Raw genomic sequence first — 23596 nt, 5'->3', positions numbered from 1 at the left:
CATTTGAATCGTTATTTTGACAGAACAGCCTGTCCCGCCGGATCTTCCGTCTGTTTCCATTTATATGCGGAGCAGATGCCATCTATTCCCAACAGGTACTGTTGTCATGATAATTTTATTATAACCGATTTACCCTACTTTGAAAAGGTTTGTTTCACAGTTTCTTCCATTTCCTCCGGCTTGCACTGACGGTTGTGGAGGATCTTCGCGTCGCGGATCTCCTCGATGGCCTGCGGGATCTTCACGCCGGAAATACGTTCCATCTCGTCGATCAGGGCAAACTCATCAGTATCCTCTTTCTTTCCGAGAACTGCCTCCATAACACTTCTGGAGAACTTATACGGGCTTGCAGTGGATGCGATGATCGTCTTTGTCGTATCGCCGGTCTTTGTCTTATACTGCTCGTAAACGGCCGCTGCAACGCCTGTGTGGGTATCGATCAGATATCCGGTATCGTCGAATACCTTCTTGATCTCCTTCGCGTTCTCTTCCATATCTGCGTAACCGGCGGAGAAGTCTTTCATGAACTCCTTCATCTCCGGTGTGATCTCGTATTTTCCGTTCTTTGAGAGCTGCTCCATCAGTTCCTTTGTCTTTGCGGCATCTCTTCCGCAGCTTAAGTAGAGCAGGCGCTCTAAGTTGCTGGAAACGAGGATGTCCATGGACGGGGATGTGGTCAGGATAAACTCGCGGTTTTTATCATAGGTTCCTGTCTGGAAGAAATCATACAGGACCTTATTGTCGTTGGACGCGCAGATCAGCTTTCCAAACGGAACGCCCATCTGTTTTGCGAAATATGCTGCCAGAATATTTCCAAAGTTTCCGGTCGGCACAACAACATTAACCTTCTCATCCTTTGCAATCTCGCCGTTTGCGAGAAGTTTCGCATATGCGTATACATAGTAAACAACCTGCGGAACGAGACGGCCGATATTGATGGAGTTTGCGGAGGAGAGCTGGAATCCCATTGCATCCAGTTCTTTCGCGAATTCTTTGTCTCCGAAGATCTTCTTGACGCCAGTCTGGGCGTCGTCAAAGTTTCCTTCGATCCCGACTACGGATGTGTTTGCACCTTTCTGGGTCAGCATCTGGAGTTCCTGGACGCGGCTGACACCGTTTTTCGGGTAGAATACGATGATCCTTGTTCCAGGTACATCGGCGAAGCCGGCCATCGCTGCTTTTCCTGTATCACCGGAGGTTGCTGTCAGGATCACGATCTCATTTTTCGCATGGTTTTTCTTTGCAGCTGTTGTCATAAGGTACGGCAGGATCGAGAGCGCCATGTCCTTGAATGCGATCGTTTTTCCGTGGAACAGCTCCAGGAAGTACATTCCGTCTGCCTTTGCGAGTGGAGCGATCTCCTCGGTGTCGAATTTCTCATCGTAAGCACGGGAAATGCAGTATTTTAATTCTTCTTCCGTATAGTCTGTTAAGAACTGCTTCATTACCGCATAAGCAGTCTCCTGATATGTCATTCCGGCAAGCTCGTCCATCGTCACATCCAGTGTCGGAATGCGCTCCGGAACATAGAGGCCGCCGTCATTTGCAAGTCCTTTTAATACCGCCTGGGATGCTGTCACGTCAGTCTCCCCGCCGCGGGTACTTCCATATAATAATTCCATCGTTTTTCCTTCCTCTCTTTACGCAGATACAGTGGTAAACTTTACGGAAAGTGTAGCATACTTTAATGTCGCTTGCAAGATAAAATCAATGAAAACAGTGATCTCCTCATACACAAATATTCCTCACAAAAGTCTATTTTTTATCTCTGTTTTATACTGGAGTAACTATCAATTTTCTCCTGCCTATGATATACTCGTCTCTTTACCCACTCCAATCTGGTGACAGAAAGGAGGTGTAAATTTGGATTATGTTTTTTCTTTTATAGTTGCTGTCATGGCTGGTGTGGTATGTCACTACATCATCAAATGGTTAGACAGTAAACTGGATCGGTAACTAACCTGTAGATGCTCAACTACATAAAACGAGAAGAAACCCCTCAGAGATGCCGCTCTGAGGGGTTTCATTTTGTGTAAATTTGAACTATGTTCTATTTCTTTCTTAGCCATTATATCATATGCAAATTTTCTTTGCAATATACTCCGATATAACTTTCATCCATTTCTTCTATGCTACAGCCGCCTTCTTCTTTTTCATCATCTGCAGTGCCGCTGAAATTCCGACGAGAACGATGCCGACAAGGTCTGTCACGGTTCCCGGAATGATCAGGCAGAGACCTCCGACGATGGATAAGAGTCTCTCGATCACATTCAGGTTCGCAAACATGTAGCCTTCAAGACCTGCTGCAACACCGAACAGTCCGATCAGGGAGGTAATGATGATCGTCACAACTCCGAGAACACCGGTATCAATGAAGAGCATTGCCGGGTTGAATGCGAAGATATACGGTACGATGAACGCTGCGATCGCAAGACGGGATGCGTTTAACGCGGTCTTCATCGGGTTAGATTTCGCGATCGCGGATCCTGCGTAAGCTGCAAGAGCAACCGGTGGTGTGATATCTGCTACGATACCGAAGTAGAATACGAACATGTTGGCAGCGATCTTGTTGATTCCCATACCGTTTACAAGGATCGGTGCACATGTGGTAGCCATAATGATGTAGTTTGCAGTTGTCGGAACGCCCATACCAAGAACGATACAGGTTAACATAGTAAGGAACAGAGCTACGATCACGCGGTCACCGGCAACACCGACGATTGCGGAGATCAGAAGCTGTCCAAGTCCGGTCATTGTTACGACACCGGCGATGATTCCGGCAACGCCGCAGGCAACAGCTACGGAAAGTGTATTCTTACCACCTGCCTCCAACGCGTTGATGAATCTTGTCGGGTTCATTCTTGTTTCTTTATTCGGCATGCTGACAAGGATTGCAAGGGCGGTAGCGATGATCGCTGCACGGGACATCGTGTAGCCCATCATAACCATTGCAACAAGGGCAACCAGCGGAATAAGAAGATAACCCTGACGAAGGAATAACGGTCCGAATTTCGGGAGCTCATCCTTCGGGATACCCTTTAAACCAAGTCTCTTTGCTTCCAGGTGTACTGTGATGAAGATACCTGTGAAATAAAGAAGTGCCGGGAAGATCGCTCTCATCGCGATCTCGCCGTACTGAACGCCTACCATCTCAGCCATTAAGAATGCGGCCGCGCCCATGATCGGCGGCATGATCTGTCCGCCGGTGGAGGAAGCTGCCTCAACGGCTCCTGCGAATTCGCCTTCGTAACCGGTCTTTTTCATTAACGGGATCGTTACGGAACCGGTTGTTACGGTATTACCAACAGAGCTTCCGGATACCATACCGCAGAGAGCGGAGGAGATAACGGCTACCTTTGCCGGGCCGCCGGTGGAAGCGCCTGCTAAGGAGTTTGCGAGCTGGATAAAGAACTCAGAAATTCCCGTCGCCTCAAGGAAGGCACCGAACAGGATAAACAGTGCGATGTACGTCGAGCAGACACCGATCGGAGTACCGATGACACCACCTGTCGTGTAGAACAGGTTGTATACAACAGATTTTAAAACGACTGCAAATTCTCTGCCCTGTCCGAGTCCGTTGTAGAATGCGTAGCAGATAAAGAATGTCGCTACACAGAGGATCGGGATACCGACAACGCGGCGGCAGGTCTCTGCGAGGATCAGGATACCGATCACGCCGACGATAACCTCCGTCTGGCTGATTCGGGTCGCATGACCGATGATCGTTTTAAAGTTGATAACGAAGTAGAAATAAGCACCTGCTCCGAGTACCATGAGGATAATATCGTAGATCGGGATCGAGTTTTTCTTTGTGCTGCCTTTCTTCATCGGATATATGAGGAATGAAAGGATGATAACAACGCCTACAAAAAGAGAACGGCGCACACGCTCATCCCAGTTTGCAAACAGGTTCATGTAGAGCATTAACAGTGAAAATGCTGCCAGAAGATAGCGGATCACCTGTTTTGGAACGCCTTCCCAGACTCGGGTATTCGATTCACGATCATACTTTTTCATGATGGCTTCGACGTCTTCCGCGGTACCGGTCTCAACATCCGCAACAGGAGATGTGTTGACTTTCATATTGTCTTTCTCTGCCATACAAATCCCTCCTTTTTTTCACATTCCGTTCTTCCTCCCTCACACCCCTGAAGAGTTCCGGAATGCTTTCTGCCTTTTGTTCACGTTTTCTGTCTCAGAGTCCTTTATGTTCACACGAGAACTCTACTTTACTGTTTCGCCCGCAGAGTTCCCTCAGACTGATTTCTTTTCCATGGATCGTGAGTGTATGGTCCGAGACCGTACCCACGATGTACGAAAGATACGGCATCTCCTTATCAAATCCGGAAATGACCATCTCCCCGTTTTCATCATACGTCAGTGTCTGCCCATCCTCGAGCTCCGTCTGGACGCCCGCGCCAAAATTGTTGTAGATGGTGCGGACCACATAGATTTTATGGTCGCGGATCTGGTAGACATCCGTCAGCGGATACTGATTGACCGAGTGGATGAACGTCACTGAGAATTCATCCCCCTCTTTTACCCGGAAGCGGGCAAGCTCTTCATTCGTGTCCCCGTTCCTTAAGACCAGACAGTCCCCGCTTCGAAAGGTATATGCAAGAACGGCGGCAATAATTGCCGTGATTATTGCCGCCGCTGTAAAGAATCTTGCTTTCCTGTTTTTCAAGGTAATTACTTGATCGCTCCAACTTCTTTGAAGTACTTCTCAGCACCCGGATGGAACGGAACAGAAATACCGGAAACTGCATAATCGAGATCAAGTTCTTCGCCCTTTGCATGGGTAGCAGCGATTTCATCTTTGTTCTCGAAGATAGCTTTTGTGATATTGTAAACGGTCTCTTCAGAAAGCTTCGGAGATGCGATCAGAGTAGCTTTGATCGCTACAGTCTGTACATCGTCGTCAACGCCCTTGTAGGAGCCGCCCGGAATACTATAAGTTGTGTAGAACGGATGTGCATCAGCAAGGATCTTTGCATGCTCATCGTCTACAGTAAGAAGGTTGATCGTGTTTGTTGTAGCGAGCTCTACGATCGCTGTTGTCGGAGCACCTGCTGTACAGAAGAAAGCATCGATCTTGCCATCTTTTAATGCATCTGCGGAATCACCGAAACCAAGGTTGTTGACCTGGATATCGTCGAAGGAGATGCCGTAAGCTTCAAGGATCTGACGAGCGTTGAATTCAACACCGGATCCGGCGTCACCAACGGATACTCTCTTGCCTTTTAACTCGTCGACGGATTTGATATCACCGGATGTAACGATCTGGCAAACCTCAGCGTAGAGGGCTGCAACTGCTGTAAAGTCTTTTGCTGCACCTTCTTCTGCGAAAAGGTCGGTTCCGTTGTAAGCATAATCCATAACGTCGTTCTGTACCGTTGCGAGATCTGCTTCACCGTCATTTACAAGGTAGATATTTGCTTTTGAAGCACCGGTGGACTGTACATTGATGTTTACACCGATGTCTTTGCTGTTAAGGACATTCGCGATTACGCCGCCGTACGCGTAATATGTACCGGTTGTACCGCCGGTTCCCATTGTCAGCTTCTGAACGTCACCACTCGGAGCTGCGGCGGCGGTTGTCTCTGCTGCGGCTGCTGTTGTATCAGCTGCGGCGGCGGTTGTCTCTGCCGGTTTGCTGCCGGAGCAGGCGGTCAACATCATCGCACAGGACAGTGCAAGGGCAATTGCTGCGGAAAATCTCTTTCTCATATCTTTCTACCTCCTTTTTTCTGTTCCTTTGTTCAGTTTTTAACAAAGGAAGCTTACGAATTTATTATACAGCGCGTCTGTAACTTTTGCAACAAATTTTGTTAATTTTGGTAAACATCTGAAATTTCGACTCTTTTCTTATCTTTATCGCAATCAGCCGTGTTTGCTTCCATAATATAAAGTATTGATGTACAAATTACTTAAAATTATAAAATTATTGCGATTATTTGTGCATGATTATACCTTTAAATTGTACATATATGCATAGGTTGTGCAATTATTACAATATCTCAAAATTCATGTCGAGCAGAGATCATACTCCTCCCACTAAGATGAATCTGTATTATCCACCATCCAAAAAAGCGGAAGTCTTATCTGACTGAGATAAAATATGGCGGCACAGTTTTCTCTTCTGTGCCGCCATACCTATACAGTTCTATTTTCAGTCTGCCTTTCACTTATCTTTATTTCTGCGTTTTCTCCAACAATGTATCCGTGACTCTCTCACTGAACTCCCTTATCCTGTCTTCGATCCCCGGCAGCTTCATCGCCGCTCCGGCGTTGTTCGCCGTCTCCATCATACAGAAGTTGCCCGGGAGATAGAACGTCTTGTTCATGTTTAACGCCGTGACGAGCTGACCGGCGAGGAGATCACTCCCCGAATATCCGGATACGATGATCGCAAACAGCGCCTTATCGTAAAATCTCGTTGTACGGAACAACGCCGTCAGCCGGTTGATGAAGGCCGTCATATTGGCCGAAAGCGCATCATTATAGTTTGGACAGAGGAGCAGGATCGCGTCCGCCCACTTGACCGCCGGATAGATTGCTTCCACCATGGCTCCGCCGTAGAAACACTTTCCCTGTTCACCAAAATGCAGACACATCTGATACGGGCATCCCGAGCAGTCCACAAGCGTACCGTTCCGCAGGTTGACCTCCTGGATCTTGATCCGATCATCCAGTTGTTCCTTCACCTTCTGCCAGATCGCCAGCGTATTGGACGTTCTATGGTTGGAAGCGTGGAGCACCAGCAGATGTGCTTCTTTCTTCGGCTCCCACTCTGTCTCCAGGATCTCATGAGCCAGGATCTGCGCACTCTTTTTATAGGCACCGAACCGGTCCGTGTTCATGTTCGCAGCCTGGATCAGATAGTTGTCGAGAGAGGCAGTTCCTTCCACCAGCGGCCGTCCGACAAACGCGCAGCCGGCACGGTTCGCCGCGACCGCCAGCTCCCGCGCCGTCGCTTTCGTGTAAAATTCACTCTCCGCATCGATGATCATGCCGCCGACAGCACCGGAAAGGACCTGTTCACCGCCGCGCAGCCAGGCGAGGACTTCATAGTAACCGCGGTTGATGCCGTTTTTTCCGAGCGGAACTGCGAACAGGAGCCGCCGTCCCCGGTATCTTTCCGGGTCCTGTTCCAGGAGATCCATGTTCTCCACGATCTCTGCATCGATCCCGTCCAGTGCCGCCTCTAAAACCTCATCCAGCCGCGCCCGCTCTTTCTCCGAACCACGTTTTTGCGGGTACAATACAAGTAATCCGTCGTTCTCCATGATGTCTCACTCTCCTATAAAAAAGAAACAATATGCGTTCCCCATCCTCTACACGATCTTCGCCAGGTTCTCCGCCGCAAATTCGATCCTCTCGTACAGCTTTTCCGGCAGCGCCAGTGCCTCCGTCTCGATTCCATGATCCGTATAGCGGTTCTTCACGCCCATGTAGACGCCGCCGAGGAAGACGGATCCGCAGTGCCACTGTTTTCTCAACGTCATTAAGATCGAGATCGCGCCGGAAGAGAATGCCGGTGCGACAAACGGTTTGTAGCCGATGGCGCGCATGTGAAGGTTTGCGGTGACAGTCAGGTTTGTCAGCTCTTTCGAGAGCTCATCGTTGTAATTTTCGATGGAATCCGCAATGACAAGGTCCTGTCCGTGCGGTCCGAAGGAACGCCCCTCTGTCAGGAACTGTTTGAATCTCGGATCGCGTTTTGCATAATATGCAGCCCGGGCATTCATGACTCCGAGACCGAATCCCTGGATCTGCTCCGGGAGAAGTCCCATCCAGTCATATTCCCCGGCCTCATTCTTATTGCTCTCGAGAAATGCGGTCTTTGCAAGCGGATCGACCGGATCAGATACCGCGCAGAAAAGTCCCTTAAAGTTCTTCTCTCTCGCCATCTTCGCGTAATGGCCGATGATCTTCGAGTTATTCTCAAACTGGTACATGCGGACGTCCTTGACGCCGGAGCCGACCGGCGGGATTCCCTTTGACGCGACAAATACGAACACATCGCAGTCAAAGAGATGTTCCGGGGCCACGACATCCACCTCCGGCATCGCGTCGTAGTCCCACGGATATGCGATCTGGTTCTCCTCAAACTCCCAGCGGGCGGTCACTTTGTCGGAGATATCGCAGATCCCGATCGAGGAGATCACATCTCCGCCGAGAAGGTGAAGTCCTGTCAAAAGCATGCTTCCGACATCGCCGATCGCCAGCACATGGACACGCTTTTTGCCGTCTTTCGGCTCGTATGCCAGGATTTCCTTAAATTTCGGATGGGATGCGTTGACCGCGCGGAGTGTCCCGGTCTTGATCTGGTCCATGACTTCCTGCGGGAGCTCCCCGATCTGTCCGTCAGTTGCGGACGCATCCAATCTGTTTGTATTTAACCAGCTGACATCCTCTTTTTCTGCAAAGAGTTCCGCCGGGTGATCGACAAGAAATGACGCGCGGCGGCTTCCCGGATCTCCGGTAAACAGCCAGGTAAGCTTCGTTCCCGCTGCCGGTTTTTCTGTTTTTTCATACGGCAGATTGCCGTGAACGGACGCGCAGAACGCATCCCCGATCTTATAATATGTAACCATTTTATGATGCCCCTCTCTATTTTACTATCAACAAGTGAAAACACGCTTCGCGAGTTTCATATCTGCAGGCAGAACTCCATTAAGATATCTCTGCCCCGGTCGATGCCGGTGTGTATCTCTGGTTCATAACACCTTCCGTCAACAAGACTTTTTCCTGCAAGTCCGTTTTTACAGTCAGTACAGTCAATACACAGACCTACTGGATCGTTACCATAAACTTTCTCATCCTCTGCAGCATCTCCAGATCATTTTCCAGATAAACCGATGCCGCGAGATTCTCATCGTACTCCATGCAGCTTCCCTTATCCGGGCAGAGCGGCAGGATGACTGCCTCGGAGAGGCGCGACAGCGTCAGGTTCTTCGCGTACTGTTTCCGGTACTCCGCCTCCAGGACCTGTAAAAGATCCCTGGAATTCTCGATACAGCAGGCCGAAAACTCCACCAGTGCCTCCCTGCTGCAGCCGGAGAGCTTCGGTGTCGCATACGGCAGGATCATGTTGATGGACGGCTGAAGTCCCGCAACTTTCATTTCCTCCCGGCGCACCGTGTCACCGCCGATAAACGGGTACAGCGTCGATTCCACGAACCACTGGCGCACATTCGGCATCGAGTAGATGCTCTCGACCGGCACCTTCAGCTGCTGCATCAGATCCCGCCCGTAGCCGGACAGAACTCCGACAACGACTTTTTTGATCGGAATCCCCGTCTCCCTGAGCTTCGGAACGAGTACCCGGAGACGGTCTGCCTTGTGGACAAGGTCGTCGACCAGGATTACCGGACGGTCGAAGGAACGGATCGTCTCGATCTGACTGTTTAACGGTGAATAATACGGGAACGGCTCGATCGTGTAGCTTTCCAGATCCGGCTCATAGACCTTATCCGTGTGCAGCGTCTTTGTCACCGTATTCGGGACAACTTTTCCTCTGAGGATCTTGCCGAACGGAACGCACATGTTCTTTCCGAGCCGTCTCGGAACGAGCGGTTCTCTCGGCACATCGTTCAGCGACGTAATCCTGTCCACAAGGCGGTGATGCATGACTCCGGAGGATAAGGAAAGGACGAGATTTCCCGGATACAGCTTCGTCATCGCGATCTGCAGTTTCTTATGATTCTTCTCGATTGCCCTGAGGACCGCCGGATTGCTGGCAAACGGTTCCTTGATCGTTGTCTCCAGGTTATGCAGGAACATGAGCGGTTCATGCATGTCGACCAGGTAGATCGTCCTCTTGTCATTTTCGTCTGCCAGGTGCGGACGCTCAAAGCCCTGTCTTTCCAGCGCGTACACGACATGCTTCGCCGCCGTTCCGCGCTCTGCCACGAACAGCGCAAAGCTGTAATTCTTCTCCAGCTCTTTCGCAACGACCTCCACCAGGAGCTGCTGTGCGGCATCCCGGATCATCTCGCTGTCCCCGGTATTCTCCTCTCTCGCGTAGATCCCCGTGATCAGGAGGATCTCCCGGCTGCTCTTTCCGCGCACCAGATTCGCAAGCTCCATGTCCTTTAAGACTCCGTACAGCTCATCATTCCCGATCTCCCTGTAGCTTGCAAAACCGACCGGCCGCTCGCCTTCCACGGTGTTCCTCAGGATCAGCAGGCTGTCGTTCTCCACCTGGATCCTCGTGAAAATCGCCTGGGCATCCGGATGTCCGTAGAGGACGGTATTTCCGAGCTCGTCCAGGACCGCATGGTCTCTTCCGGAGGCATTCTCAAAAGCGATCGCTTTCGCTCTCAGGATCGGCTTGAACTCCGGCTCACGCAGGTACATTCCCTTATGGTAAATGTACTCCTGAACAACCGGATCGATCAGGCTGGAAATATCACGGTGGTTATCGATGTTCTCTCGAATCTTTGTGGAGCTGATATCTTCCAGCTCGCGCGGCAGCTCCAGCTGCACGACTTTTCCCCTGATCTCATTGTAGACCTCGGTCGGATGTGCTTCTCCGGCCCGTCGGAATACGATGTGATTGAAGAAATGGATCGAATTTTCTTCCGGCTCTTTCTTATAGGAACTTGCATTGTGGATGACGTCCGATCCGACCACGATGTAGAGTTCCTCATTCGGGAACATTTCCTTCAATCTGCGAAGGTCCGCCGGGTTCGCGATATTGACCGGCGTGTTGTCCGGGAACAGATGCACATAAAATTCATCCGCGATCGACATGTTCACGATCTGGCGGCGAACCAGATGCGGCTGGGTCTTCTTCGACCAGGAAAATTCGTCCACCGCGAGAAATACCGTAAATCCGAGTTCACGGATCTTTCTGGCGATCTCCTTGTGGGACAGGGTGAACGGATCGAAGGTCCCCGGGAAGAATGCCACTTTATTTCTCGTCATGGTCTCCACGTCACCGCCGAAGAGCTGGTAGCGGGAGATGAAACGTCCGATGTGAGACAAGGTCGCCGCACGGTAGTAGAGGCTGAGCTCTCCGCCTTTATTCTCATTCAGGAGGAACAGCAGTTTTTTCGCACACAGAGAGAACATCCGGTTCTTATCGCGCTCTGCAAGGATCTGGGAGCCGAAAATATGCTGCCCGATCACAAGAAGCGCCTCCTGGCGGACCTGTTCTCTGTAGTTTGCAAGGCAGCTTAAGATCAGTCCCAGGATCTTCATCCTCCGGTCCTCGGCGATCTCATCCGGCTCCTGGAAGCGGACCGGATATCTGGAATAGCACTCCAGAATGATCCCCAGTGTGTCGAGTGCGACGGACACGATCCGCTCATTTCCGTTCGCGAGCAGGATATGCAGGCGCTCAATAATGTCATCGAGCTGTTCCGGCGGAAGCCACAAGGCAAATTCGCCGAGATATTCCGGAATATACTTCGAGAACTCGTACTCGCCGACTTCCAGGCCTTTTAACAGCTCGACCGCGATCTCGTTCCTCTGGTCCGTCGTCAGAAGGTGGGCCAGGCGCAGGAGTGCACGTCCCGCATCGTGGCGGACTCCGACCTGCTCACTGACCTTGATGAGGTTCGAGAAGTGGGCACAGATATGGAGCAGATGCTCTCGTTTTCCATGGTCCACCTGATCTGCCAGCAACTTGATATTGACGGATTTTAAGATCCACGGGGTCGCCGATTTCAGGTTTTCAAGGAAGATATCGCTGACCACGTCATGTCCGTACAGGACTTCTCTCTGTCTGCTCGTATCAAGGCGCAGATTTGTAAAGATCCGGTACTGCAGGAAGAGGAGTGTGATCGTCTTCGGATCGATCTTTTTCGCCGCATCGCAGGCAAGCCGGTAGCACGCGCTCTCCGGTGTCACCGCCTGCGTCAAAACTTTCAGGACACGGACCGCAGCGATCTGGATCTTCTCATCCTCGTCTTCCATGTGTTCGATCGCGAAACTGATCAGGCTCTCCAGATGTCCCTCCTTGCTGCTGAGATCGAGCGGCAGGGAAAAGATGCAGTCTAAAAGGTAGAAGACCGGATCCCCCACGAGGCGGTGTTTTCTGTCAAACCATTTCATAAATACCCCGAACAACTCCTCCCGGACCTTCTCCGAGCTTCGCTCCATGGCAGACATCATGACAAATTTTAAGGAGTTCTGGATCCGGTGCTTCTGCTGTAATGTCAGGCGATAGTCCGGGCATACGAGCTGCGCCATGTATTCTTCCCAGAGCGTCAGAGCCGTCTTGTCATCCGGATCCGGCATGTTTTTCGGAAGTTCTTTCCGGTATCCGGCGTTGAAGTCCGCGAACATTTTTCCGACCAGGGCCGCCGCCTGCCTGCGGATGTCTCCCTCTCTGTTTAACAGGAGCTCATATAAGAAGCTGATCGTCTGCTCTTTCTGGCGGTGGTTCAGGTGAATCGAATATTCATTGAACATGTTTAAATATGCGCGGACATTCTTCCAGTCTTTCTCGCTCCGCGCCGCCTCGAGAATGTTTCCGAACTGGCGCTCGGTGCCGAGCCGGTGCATGACGTCGATGTTGTGCTCGATCCCCCAGAATACAAACGAGCGCACCACCTGTTTTCCGGACTGCAGGACGATGTCCACCGGCTTTTCTGCCGGGTCCGGATGGCCTGTGAGGTCCACATCCACGCCTTTTGAACGCATGTAGCGCTCAAATTCGTACAGACGGGAATAAACGACACGGTAGCGGTTCCGTTTCTTTTCATCCACGTTGTCGAGCTTGGACAGGATGACGTCGAAGGAATCCTTCAGTGTATAGATCTTCGTGAGTTCTCTTCCGTCCTCGCCGCGCATCTGCTTGACACGGAAGTCCGCATAGATCAGCACCAGGGACTCCACGGAGATGTTGTCAAGCTCCAGATCCCAGGTTGAATGGTTGGCAGCGATATGACCGATCCCTTCCATATGGTAGGCGGTAAACCACTGGTTCGTATAATAATAGTGCAGATACGGAACCCGCTCATTCGGTTTGCACCCGAATTTTCCGAGATCATGGCCGGCCGCCGCGCCGGATGCCAGCGCCAGATCGATCGGAACGCCTGCCGCATAAAGTCCCTGGGCTACCGTCATGGCAACATAGTGGACACCCGCGATATGACCGAGTGTCTCGAAAGGCGTCGCCTCACGGTTTAACCGCATCATCTCGTAGACGTACTGGTCGCGGAACTCACGGATAAAGTGCTCATATTCATCCGCACGCTCAAAATGCGCATATTCTTCTTTTGTTAAAAAGCGGAAATCATCATATGGATCGAACGGCATCACTTTCCGTTCTTCATCAAAGAAATACTGGAGAACATTTAAGAAGTAGAGCGCAGACGGCGCACAGGGAGCCGCGGACGCAGAGAATTCATCATCCGGATACAGGATGTGTGTCACATATTTATAAGTGAAGGAGAGCCAGCCCTCTTCCGGCTCATTTCCGAGCTTTTCCATATCTTCCCGGCAGAATTCCAGGATTTCCGCGCAGGAAAAGCGTCTCGTCACCGGAAAGGCTTTCTCGAAGATCACTTCCCAGCGGTCTTTATCAAACAGCTGCTGCATACTGCGGCGGCTGAGGCCGATCTTTTTTAAAAATTCTTTCTCTGACAGGCGGTTTCCAAGCTCTGTCACAAGATGGCGGATGTGTCTGTTATACATGGAGCTACCTCCGTTTCGTGGGGTTGATGTCTGATTTATGAAAATATGATATAGAAATAGTATAAACACCTCACATTTCATTTTCAAGGAATTTTTGTTCTTCTGTTTTGTAACTTTTTATCACAGATACTTGACTTTCAAAAGTTATGATGTTATTATTTCAGTAACAATTATCATTATTATTGTCTATTTAAATTTAGAAATGATCCAGAAAGGAGGTTTCCCATGAAAGCATTAAAATTCAGCCGCCAGCGTGAGTCCATCCGGGAATGCCTGAAGAACCGCACTGATCATCCTACCGCCGATGCCGTCTATGTGACGATCAGCAAAGACTATCCAAAAATCAGTCTGGGGACTGTGTACCGCAATTTAAATCTTCTGGCGGATATGGGCGAGATCCAGCGTTTTTCCAGCGGGGACGGCTCAGAGCACTTTGACTACAATACTGATCCACATTACCATTTTGTATGCAGGACCTGCGGAGCGATCATTGATATGCCTCTCGATCTGGTTCATGATACATCGGATCTTCTCTCCGCCCCGTTTCCGGGACGCGTTGACTCCCACACTGTTTTCTTTTACGGCGAATGCGAGGACTGTCTGAAAAAGAAAAGCTAAAAATTCAAAAATTCTATTGACATTCGTTGTCAATTAGAATATAATAACGATAACAGTTACTATTATTTTTTAAAAATAACTGTCATCCATGTTGCATCATTTACGATCAGAGATTTTGATACTCCCTGATCCCAGATAATAAATCTTAAAAAGGAGAAAAATACTATGAAGAAATTTGTATGTTCTGTATGTGGTTATGTATATGAGGGCGAGGCTGCTCCGGAAAAATGTCCGCAGTGCGGCGCTCCGGCTTCCAAGTTCACTGAGCAGTCCGGCGATATGACATGGGCTTCCGAGCACGTAGTTGGTGTTGCAAAGGGCGTAAGTGAAGATATCCTTGAAGATTTAAGAGCAAACTTCAACGGCGAATGTTCCGAGGTTGGTATGTACCTCGCTATGGCAAGAGTTGCTCACAGAGAAGGTTATCCGGAGATCGGTCTTTACTGGGAGAAAGCAGCTTACGAAGAGGCTGAGCACGCTGCTAAATTCGCAGAGCTCCTCGGCGAAGTTGTTACAGACAGCACAAAGAAGAACCTTGAGATGAGAGTTGAGGCTGAGAACGGCGCAACAGCTGGTAAGACAGACCTCGCTAAGAGAGCAAAAGCCGCTGGTCTTGATGCAATCCATGACACTGTTCACGAGATGGCAAGAGACGAGGCAAGACATGGTAAGGCATTTGCTGGTCTCTTAAAGAGATATTTTGGCTAATTTATAATAAGCGCGTTATAAGAACGTCATGTAACAAGAACCGGTATTCCATCTGCGGATGAGATGCCGGTTCTTTTTTGTTGGCGCTACGGATCCTGTATCATGCTGTTTTTTCATAGTTTTCAGGTTTAACTTTAAAAACTATGCTGTGAATCTATCTTTTATGGTTATAGAGAAAAATGGTAAACTGCCCGACACAAAAGCCGCGCAAGATACAATGTTGGACTTAATATTTCCAATTTGTGAAACAAAAGATTGACAGTGCATGGGCTGAGGAAGTCCATGCACTGTAATAATTCCGGAATCACCGCTTAGGATAATAAGCCGGAATCCTCGGTTATTCAATTGCCGATGTAGTTCACTATTATTGTCATTCTCTACTGATTATTTTTTTACGATCTTCCTGACTTCACCAAGACTCATCCCCTGCTCTCTCGCGATCTTCGCAAGGTCTTCATACTCAAGTTTTCCGCGTTTCACGCCGTAACCTTCCGCGATCTTCTCGCGAACCACGCCATACGGAGTCTCGTGTTCTTTCATGGTTCTTGTAAGAGTATAGCGTCTGCTGATATTTTCACGGATTCCAAGTGTTGTCGTGTGTTTAAAGAGCAATGAGATCATCTTCTCCTTATCTCCGCAGCGGCACATGCAGGTCAGGAGAATGCCCGGGCGGCTCTTTTTCATGCCGATCGGGATCGTATAGACTTCCAGGGCGCCTGCTGCAAACAGGATCTCCTGAACAAAGCCCAGCGCTTCCGGGGTCATGTCATCGAGATTGCAGGAAAGCTCTGCTACCTCATCTCCGCTCTCTTCCGTCTCACCGAGAAGGACGCGCACACAGTTCGCGCGCTCAAAGTCTTTCTTTCCCATACCATAGCCGATCGCGGATGTCCGCATCACCGGCATTTCCCGGAATTCTGTCACGAAATGTTTTAAGAGCGCTGCGCCCGTCGGCGTGCAGAGTTCTCCTCTGATCGTACCGCTGTAGATCGGAAGTCCCTGTAAAATAAAGGCGGTTGCCGGAGCCGGGACCGGCAGAATTCCATGCGCACAGCGGACGTTTCCACTTCCGACATGGATCGGGGATGCGATGGTCTTCTGTGGGGCGATCATATGCATTAAGAGGCAGACTCCGGCGATATCCGCGATCGCGTCCGCAGTGCCGACCTCGTGGAAATGGATCTCCTCGACAGTCTTACCGTGGACGTGGGACTCTGCCTCGGCGATCAAGTGGTAAACCGCAACAACATCCTTTTTGACCTCATCAGGCAGATTTAAATATTCAATAATATGAGAAATCCCGGCCATGCTTGCGTGATGATGGTGTGGGTGGCCGGAATGCTCTTCTGTGTGGATTTCCTCGTGGGTATGAGTGTGATGGAAGTCGTGCTCATCATGGTGGTCATGATCGGGCTGGTGATCATGGTCGTATGCATGTATGTGAGTATTGTCCGCCATATCAGCGGCCATCTCATGGTGATGGACCTCAGTCTCATGGTGGTGATGGTTCCCCGCCGCTTCGTGGTCGTGGCAATGTTCATGATGGTTATTAGCATGCTCGTGATGCTCTGCGTGGTCGTGTACATGCTCCTGCAGATCCACATCCACGCTCTCCTCTTCCTCTCCGTGGATCGTTACCTTCATATGCGTTCCGGTGATCCCGCACTTCACAGCCGGTTCTGCCTCAACAGAGAGTCCCGGCAAACCCATCTCATTCATTGTCTTTAAAAATCCTGCCTTGTCCGGGCAGATCTCATAGAGGGACGCCATCAGCATGTCACCCGCAGCGCCCATTCCGCAGTCAAAATATAATGTTTTCATTCGAAATACCTCCGCTTATCTCCAATATCATCCCCGCATATGGTTCATCATGCTCGCCAGATACCCGGCTCCGAATCCGTTATCAATATTTACCACACTGACGCCGCTCGCGCAGGAGTTCAGCATCGAAAGGAGCGCAGAGACACCTCCGAAGGATGCCCCGTATCCGATACTCGTCGGCACCGCAATCACCGGGCAGTCCGCAAGACCGCCGATCACACTTGCGAGCGCTCCTTCCATCCCCGCGATCGCGATGATCACGCGGGCATTCATGATCGAATCCATATGGGACATCAGGCGGTGAAGTCCCGCAACTCCCACATCATAGAGGCGCTCCACCTGATTTCCGAGTGACTCGGCCGTAAGCGCGGCTTCCTCCGCTACCGGGATATCGCTGGTCCCACCGGTCGCCACGACAATCGTGCCGACGCCGTCTTTTTCCGGGAAGTTTCCGCAGATCGCGACCTTCGCATCCTTAAAATACCGATATCCGCTGCCGTCCGGATAGATTTCCGATAGTAGTTTTTCTGTTTTTAAACTTTTCTCTTCATCCACCCGCGTGATCAGGATCGTCTCCTGCCCGTGTTTTTTCATTACTTCCACGATCCCGGCGATCTGCTCCGGAGTCTTTCCCGCCCCGTAGATCACTTCCGCCGCGCCCTGGCGCAGTTTCCGGTGCGTGTCCAGCTTTGCAAATCCCAGATCATCATATCCCGCCGCCGTAAACGGCTCCTTTTTCAGTTCCAGGACAGCGTTATCCACAGACAATTCGCCTGCTGCCACCTTTTTCAACATTTCGCGTATATCTTCCACTTTTGTTCTCTCCTTATGTCAAAATCTGCTGCCATGATGGCATTTACCGGTAACTAAATGCCTGAACGGATCGCGCTCCGGCATATTCTTGTACCGTGTGCGGCCAGTTCCATCGGAATTTCCTGTTGAACAAAAAAGCCACGAAAAGAGCAGCCAGTCATTCTGACTGACTTTTTTGCTCCCTTCATGGCAACTTTTCGTTTTATGAGATGTGCTTTCAATCATGCATGAAGCAATCACCTGGTCTCATTTTACTCCCCAACAGTATTCTTAAGAGTTCCGATCCCTTCAATAATGCACTCCACAACATCGCCTGTCTTAAGGAATTTCGGCGGTACGAATCCCATGCCGACTCCTGCCGGCGTTCCTGTTGCGATGATCGTTCCTGCCTTTAATGTCATTCCTTTTGTAAGTTCGCAGATCACTTCTTCAATTCCATGGATAAAAAGTCCCGTGTTGGAATCCTGACGGAGTTCTCCGTTTACTTTTGACTGGAGTTTTAACACCGGCGGAAACGCAGTGGAATCGACCGTCATGATACACGGGCCGAGCGGTGTGAAACCATCCAGGCTCTTTCCAAAGTACCACTGTTTATGTTCCGTCTGCACCTCCCTGGCGCTGACATCATTCATGATCGTATATCCGAAAATATAGTCTTTTACTTCTTCCGGCTTCACATCTTTCGCATCTTTTTTGATGATGACCGCAAGCTCTGCCTCGTAATCCAGCTGGTTCGTCAAATTTTTATGTGCCGGAATGATCCCGTCCGGATCATTCGTCCGGTTGACGCGCTTGGAGAAATAGATTGCCTTCTCAGGTCTTGCAAACTCCTCTTTCTGGAACCTCGCAGATTCCGCCGCATGATCCATATAGTTGATCCCCAGGCAGATGATATCCTGATCCGGCTCCGGGATCGGAGAAACAATCCTGATCTCTTCCACCGGTGCTGCTCCGGTCACATCCCCCGGTGCCTTTTTTGAAATATAATCCAGCATTTCCATCTCAGATGGTCCTGCCTCGCGGATCAGGTCCTTCATGGACCGGTATTCCATTCCCGCTGCCGAAATCGGATAAACCCAGGTTTCATCCTCATTGAAAATACCTAAAAATGATCTTTTGTCTACTTCATATGCCAGTAATTTCATAACTACTCCTTATGGGACGTTATTCTAGTTACCCAAAATCCCGTTAACAGTTATTATAGTACAAATATTCTTGCGAAACAAGGTCAAATTGAAGCGCAATATCTCCCCGGGATCTTGCCGATGCTTTGGATTCCGGATCGGCAAAATCTGCGGTCATAACCGGATCATACAGAATTTTTGCTTCTGAAAATTCCTGCCAGCATACAGTAACTTGCATTCTTTCCCCATTCCCTTTATAATAAAACTGATACAGGCAGACATCATCACGTCTGCGGACAACAATCTGTAAAACTCATGAAAGGGTGTATCTTATTATGGAAAAGATCACAAGCTTCACTGTCAATCATCTGAAACTGGTTCCGGGTGTTTATGTATCCCGGAGAGATATCGCCGGAGACAATCATGTTACCACCTTCGATATCCGTATGACCCGTCCAAACTACGAACCGGTCATGAATACTGCTGAGATCCATACAATTGAACATCTCGGTGCGACTTTCTTAAGAAACCACCGTGTATACAAAGATAAAGTTCTCTACTTCGGACCGATGGGATGTCGGACCGGCTTCTATCTGCTCCTCGTGGGTGATTACGAATCCGCAGATATCGTGCCGCTCCTCCAGGAAATGTTCCTCTTCATCCGCGATTTTGAGGGAGATGTTCCGGGTGCCGCTGCCCGCGACTGCGGAAACTATCTCGATATGAACCTTCCGATGGCAAAATACCTTGCAGGAAAGTTCTATGATGAGGTTCTGGAGAATATCCGGGAAGAGCAGCTGGTTTATCCGGAATAAGCAGAATCCCTGCCACTGAAATGATACCGCAAAACAGAAGTTCTTAAGCTTCCGGCGGTTCTCATCTCATGGCAGGGATTTTTTATATCCAGGAACGCAGTGCACAATTTTCAGTTTATTTACTTTTACAGCTCTTTTCCATTTTCTGGTGTACTTTTCTCTTCCTTTTCACAGGACTTTTCGACCAGATCTGTCTTCTCATTCTTCTCTTTTTTGCTCCCGCTCTTTCCTTTTTTCGTCTCCTTCCCCGAATCCGGATCCGCAACACTTTCGAGGATCATGATCCCGCGAGGCGGCACTGCCAGCATCATCTGGTTTTTCAGGACTTCTCCGGTTCCATCAGACGGCAGATCTTCCACATCCGGATCCGCCGTGCTGCAGATCACATGCCACTTCGCGCCTTTCGGCAGATGGGGAAGCCCGAACATATGCGGTTCCCAGTGCATGTTGTAGAGGACATAAAAGTTCGCGTCATCCGTCCCGTCCGGTTTCTTTGCGTAAGCGCCCCAGTACAGGATCCCGAACTGCCGCCGGAAATTTTCAAATTCCGGTTTCCAGGCGTTTTCGCCGTGGTAGGAGACATCCGGACGGCCGCAGGACTTGTAGTCCATGATCCGTGGTTCCCGGTCCATGTGGAACATCTTGTGGGATTTCCGGAAGGCGATCAGGCGTTTCACAAACTCCACCTGGTCCATATGCGTCTCCAGGAGCTTCCAGTTTAACCATGAGACCGCATTATCCTGACAGTAGGCGTTGTTGTTGCCGTCCTGACTGTTTCCAAACTCATCGCCAGCCATCAAAAGCGGTACTCCCTGGCTCAAAAACAGGAGCAGATATGCGTTTTTGATCAGCTGTTTTCTGAGCTCCACGATCTTTTTCTTTCTCGTCGGTCCCTCCGCTCCGCAGTTCCAGGAATAATTGTAATCGCTTCCGTCCCGGTTCTCCTCACCGTTTTTCTCATTGTGCTTCCGGTCGTAGGAGACCGCATCCATCAGTGTGAAGCCGTTCGTGTTCGCCATGTAGTTGACAACCGCATACTCCGCCGGATTCCTGCGGTTCCGGAATTCGAACGCCTGGAGCATTCCTTCATCACCTTTTAAGAAACGGCGCATATCCTCCATAAACTGCATGTTGTACTCGGCAAGATTCTTTTCCGCAACGGAAACCGGACCGTCTCCCGGCGTGATATAGCCCTTTTTCGGGCGGCGATCCATCACCTCGTTCCAGTTTTCCGCAAAAAGCTTCGTCCTCTTTAAGAACGGGTCCTCCGCCGCCAGCAAAAGATTCGGGAATCCCAACAGGTGAAAGCCGTCCACATGATACTCCTCTACCCAGTAGCGAAGGACCGATACGATCTCCCCCGGAAGTTCTTTTCCGGTAAAATACAGTTCCGGAATACATTCGATCCCGGCCCTGTGCAGCTCTTTTACCAGCGTTTTAAACTCGCTCTCCGCCGACATCTCCCCGTGAGACGCATATGCCGACTTCACCGCATAGAGATATGACGGTCCATATCCCCAGTAATTGATATATCCCGTCGGTTCCGGTTTCGCATCATGAAATCCATTTCCGGATGACGACATCATGACCTCGTCAAACTCCGTCACCGGCATCAGCTCCACCGCCGTGATCCCGAGGTCTTTCAGATATGGGATCTTCTCCACGATGCCTGCATACGTTGCGCGGGCAGAAACATTCGAGGACGCATGCGCTGTAAATCCACGGACATGAAGTTTGTAGAGGATCGTATCGGCATACGGGATTTCCGGATTTGCATCATCTTCCCAGTCAAACGCTTCCGACAATACCCGGCACTGCACCGGCTTTCCGGCACGTTTCCGGTCCGCCCATTTTTCACGCCCGGTAAGGATCCGCGCATAGGGATCTGCCACAATTTTTCCATCAATCATGAAATTATATTCAAATGATGCAAGATCAGCCCGATCCAGTTCCAGTGACCAGACATCTCCCATCCGGTGTTTCGGATCAAACGGGATCTTCTCACATGGCTTCTTCTCTCCCAGCCGGTATAAGAGCAGGAAAACCTCCTCTCCGTGTCCCTGTACCAGGATATGAGCGCTTTTTTCTTCCTGCGTGACACCAAGTGGATACAGGATTCTGTTACTGTTTCGATATTCTGCCATTTTAAATCCCCCGTTTTCCCCGACATGAGTATTATTTATTCTTCTGCGCCTCGATCTGTTCTGCCAGGTCGTTCAGATATACCCAGCGGTCCATCTTCTCCTCGAGCGCAGCTTCCTTCTCTTCCTTTTCCTTCATCAGCTCATTGAGCTTCGTAAAGTTCGTTGCGGACGCCTCGATCTCCTTTTCCAGGTTCTCAACCGCCTCTTCCAGCTTCGCGATATCGTCCTCGATCGTATCCCACTCCCGCTGCTCTTTGTAGCTGAATTTCAGCTTCTTTTCCCTCGGTTTCACGTTTGTCCGCGGCGCATTTCCTTCCGGATCGCCCTCTGCGGCTGTCCCGTTCCCCTTATCCGCAGACTTCTTCGCAGATGCCGGATTCTCCGCCGCGCTCTCCGCAAGCTTCGCCTCCCGCTCCGCCTTCGCTGCCTGATAATCCGTGAATCCGCCTTCGTACTGCTGGAGTTTTCCGTCTCCTTCAAACGCAAAAATCCTTCCGACCACACGATCCAGGAAATACCGGTCATGGGAAACCGTGATCACGATTCCCTGGAAGCTGTCAAGATAATCCTCTAAGATCATCAGGGTGCGGATATCAAGGTCATTCGTCGGCTCGTCCAGGATCAGGACATTCGGTGCACTCATCAGGATCTTTAAGAGATACAGACGTCTTCTCTCGCCGCCGGACAGTTTTTCAATCACCGTGTACTGGACAGACGGCGGGAACAGGAACCGTTCCAGCATCTGGGATGCGCTGATGCTGCCATCCTTCGTCTTTACATACTCTGCGACATTCTTGATGTAGTCGATGACCTTGAGACTCGTGTCCATGTCCTCGTTTTCCTGGGAGAAATAGCCGAGTTTTACGGTCTGCCCGATCTCGATCGTACCGGAATCCGGTTTTACCCAACCCGCGATCATCTTCATCAGCGTCGATTTTCCACTTCCGTTCGGTCCGATATAACCGATCCGGTCATCTTTTAAGAAAAAGTAAGTGTAATCTTTGATCAGGACCTTGTCCCCGTATGATTTACAGAGATCCGTGATCTCGATCGTTGTCCTCCCAAGGCGGCTGGAGATCGACTCCATCTCGACTTTTCCGTCTTCCACCGGTCCCTTTTTGTCCCGCAGTGCCTCGAAGCGCTGGATCCTGCCTTTCTGCTTTGTGGAACGTGCTCTCGCACCTCTCTGCATCCAGGCAAGCTCGGTCCGCAGAATCGACTGGCGCTTGCGCTCGGACGCCTTTTCCATGTCCATGCGCTCCGCTTTCAGTTCCAGGAATCCCTCATAGTTTGCCTGATAGCTGTAGAGTTTTCCGTTATCGAGCTCCACGATCCGGTTTGTCACGCTGTCAAGAAAATACCGGTCATGGGTGATCATCAGGAGCGCGCCCTTAAATTTCTTTAAATAATCTTCCAGCCAGTCCGCCATCTCACTGTCAAGATGGTTCGTCGGCTCGTCCAGGATCAGAAGCTCCGCTGTCGATAAAAGCACCGATGCCAATGCCGCGCGCTTCTTCTGTCCGCCGGACAAATGTTCCACTTTCTCGTTAAAATCCGGGATCCCGAGGCGGTTCAGCATGGATTTCGCCTGGCTCTCAAGGTCCCAGACGTGCTCATGTCCCTCATTTTCCCTTAAAACACTCTCTAACACCGTCTCTCCCGGGTGGAATACCGGGTTCTGCGGAAGATAGCGGATGTCCAGATTTCTTCCCCGGACGATCCGGCCGGAGTCCGGCTCCTCAAGTCCCGCCACCATCTTTAATAAGGTGGATTTTCCTGTTCCGTTGATCCCGATCAGACCGATCTTATCGCCTTCGTTGATGGAAAAATCGGTATCGTCAAAGAGTAATCGTTCTGTATATGATTTCGTCAGATGTTCTGCCGTTACTAAGTTCATGTT

The 23596-nt window shown here is 50.2% G+C and carries 15 protein-coding genes; 3 read left to right on the top strand and 12 right to left on the bottom strand.

The window, feature by feature from the left end:
- Nucleotides 1–134: 134 nt before the first annotated feature.
- The 7 genes from thrC to GPK90_RS06965 form a co-directional block, all read right to left on the bottom strand.
- Entirely contained in the window at nt 135–1622 is a 1488-nt protein-coding gene (thrC, locus tag GPK90_RS06995; protein ID WP_215702592.1) for a threonine synthase, read from the bottom strand.
- Between the two features lie 505 nt (nt 1623–2127).
- Nucleotides 2128–4101, bottom strand: coding sequence for a TRAP transporter permease (locus tag GPK90_RS06990; RefSeq protein ID WP_142412049.1), 1974 nt, complete (start codon nt 4099–4101; stop codon nt 2128–2130).
- Nucleotides 4102–4195: 94 nt separating this feature from the next.
- Nucleotides 4196–4687: a DUF1850 domain-containing protein gene (locus GPK90_RS06985; RefSeq protein ID WP_182426839.1), complete on the bottom strand. Its 492-nt coding sequence runs from the start codon at nt 4685–4687 to the stop codon at nt 4196–4198.
- A 5-nt stretch (nt 4688–4692) separates the two neighbouring features.
- Nucleotides 4693–5730 (bottom strand): TAXI family TRAP transporter solute-binding subunit, encoded by a 1038-nt coding sequence (locus tag GPK90_RS06980; RefSeq protein ID WP_118298372.1) that lies wholly within the window; start codon nt 5728–5730, stop codon nt 4693–4695.
- Nucleotides 5731–6194: 464 nt separating this feature from the next.
- The gene (locus GPK90_RS06975) at nt 6195–7289 is read right to left on the bottom strand and encodes an NAD(P)H-dependent oxidoreductase (protein WP_346011220.1); all 1095 of its coding nucleotides are present in this window, start codon (nt 7287–7289) and stop codon (nt 6195–6197) included.
- 48 nt (nt 7290–7337) lie between these two features.
- The gene (locus tag GPK90_RS06970; protein ID WP_118513678.1) at nt 7338–8600 is read right to left on the bottom strand and encodes a lactate dehydrogenase; all 1263 of its coding nucleotides are present in this window, start codon (nt 8598–8600) and stop codon (nt 7338–7340) included.
- A 196-nt stretch (nt 8601–8796) separates the two neighbouring features.
- The gene (locus tag GPK90_RS06965) at nt 8797–13653 is read right to left on the bottom strand and encodes a nicotinate-nicotinamide nucleotide adenylyltransferase (protein WP_215702591.1); all 4857 of its coding nucleotides are present in this window, start codon (nt 13651–13653) and stop codon (nt 8797–8799) included.
- Between the two features lie 225 nt (nt 13654–13878).
- Between GPK90_RS06965 and GPK90_RS06960 the strand changes: the two genes are divergently transcribed.
- Complete coding sequence (locus GPK90_RS06960) at nt 13879–14271, top strand: Fur family transcriptional regulator (protein ID WP_118298376.1); 393 nt, start codon at nt 13879–13881, stop codon at nt 14269–14271.
- A 165-nt stretch (nt 14272–14436) separates the two neighbouring features.
- The gene (locus GPK90_RS06955; protein ID WP_118298377.1) at nt 14437–14979 is read left to right on the top strand and encodes an NADH peroxidase; all 543 of its coding nucleotides are present in this window, start codon (nt 14437–14439) and stop codon (nt 14977–14979) included.
- 384 nt (nt 14980–15363) lie between these two features.
- Here GPK90_RS06955 and larC read toward each other — a convergent pair whose 3' ends face one another.
- The 3 genes from larC to GPK90_RS06940 all read right to left on the bottom strand — a co-directional run bounded on the left by larC (nt 15364) and on the right by GPK90_RS06940 (nt 18758).
- Nucleotides 15364–16800, bottom strand: coding sequence for a nickel pincer cofactor biosynthesis protein LarC (gene larC, locus GPK90_RS06950; protein WP_215702590.1), 1437 nt, complete (start codon nt 16798–16800; stop codon nt 15364–15366).
- A gap of 27 nt (nt 16801–16827) precedes the next feature.
- Nucleotides 16828–17595, bottom strand: coding sequence for a nickel pincer cofactor biosynthesis protein LarB (larB, locus tag GPK90_RS06945; protein WP_215702599.1), 768 nt, complete (start codon nt 17593–17595; stop codon nt 16828–16830).
- Between the two features lie 269 nt (nt 17596–17864).
- Nucleotides 17865–18758 carry a fumarylacetoacetate hydrolase family protein gene (locus tag GPK90_RS06940; RefSeq protein WP_215702589.1) on the bottom strand — a complete coding sequence of 298 codons (894 nt, stop codon included), beginning with the start codon at nt 18756–18758 and terminating at the stop codon, nt 17865–17867.
- A 314-nt stretch (nt 18759–19072) separates the two neighbouring features.
- On the opposite strand from GPK90_RS06940, the gene GPK90_RS06935 reads away from it, so the two are divergent.
- Nucleotides 19073–19552: an S-ribosylhomocysteine lyase gene (locus GPK90_RS06935; protein WP_118298381.1), complete on the top strand. Its 480-nt coding sequence runs from the start codon at nt 19073–19075 to the stop codon at nt 19550–19552.
- A 125-nt stretch (nt 19553–19677) separates the two neighbouring features.
- Here GPK90_RS06935 and GPK90_RS06930 read toward each other — a convergent pair whose 3' ends face one another.
- Together GPK90_RS06930 and GPK90_RS06925 are read right to left on the bottom strand one after the other, a co-directional pair.
- Complete coding sequence (locus tag GPK90_RS06930) at nt 19678–21696, bottom strand: alpha-amylase family glycosyl hydrolase (RefSeq protein WP_215702588.1); 2019 nt, start codon at nt 21694–21696, stop codon at nt 19678–19680.
- A gap of 31 nt (nt 21697–21727) precedes the next feature.
- A complete protein-coding gene (locus GPK90_RS06925) occupies nt 21728–23593 on the bottom strand; it encodes an ABC-F family ATP-binding cassette domain-containing protein (RefSeq protein WP_142412057.1) in 1866 nt (621 codons plus the stop codon).
- Nucleotides 23594–23596: the final 3 nt, after the last annotated feature.

Origin of the sequence: Clostridium sp. MCC344 (genome assembly GCF_018785365.1) — a bacterium.
In the GTDB taxonomy this organism is placed as follows: domain Bacteria; phylum Bacillota; class Clostridia; order Lachnospirales; family Lachnospiraceae; genus Pilosibacter.
Note: the sequence above shows the minus strand (reverse complement) of the source record. Positions and strands in the feature narration are given on the sequence as shown.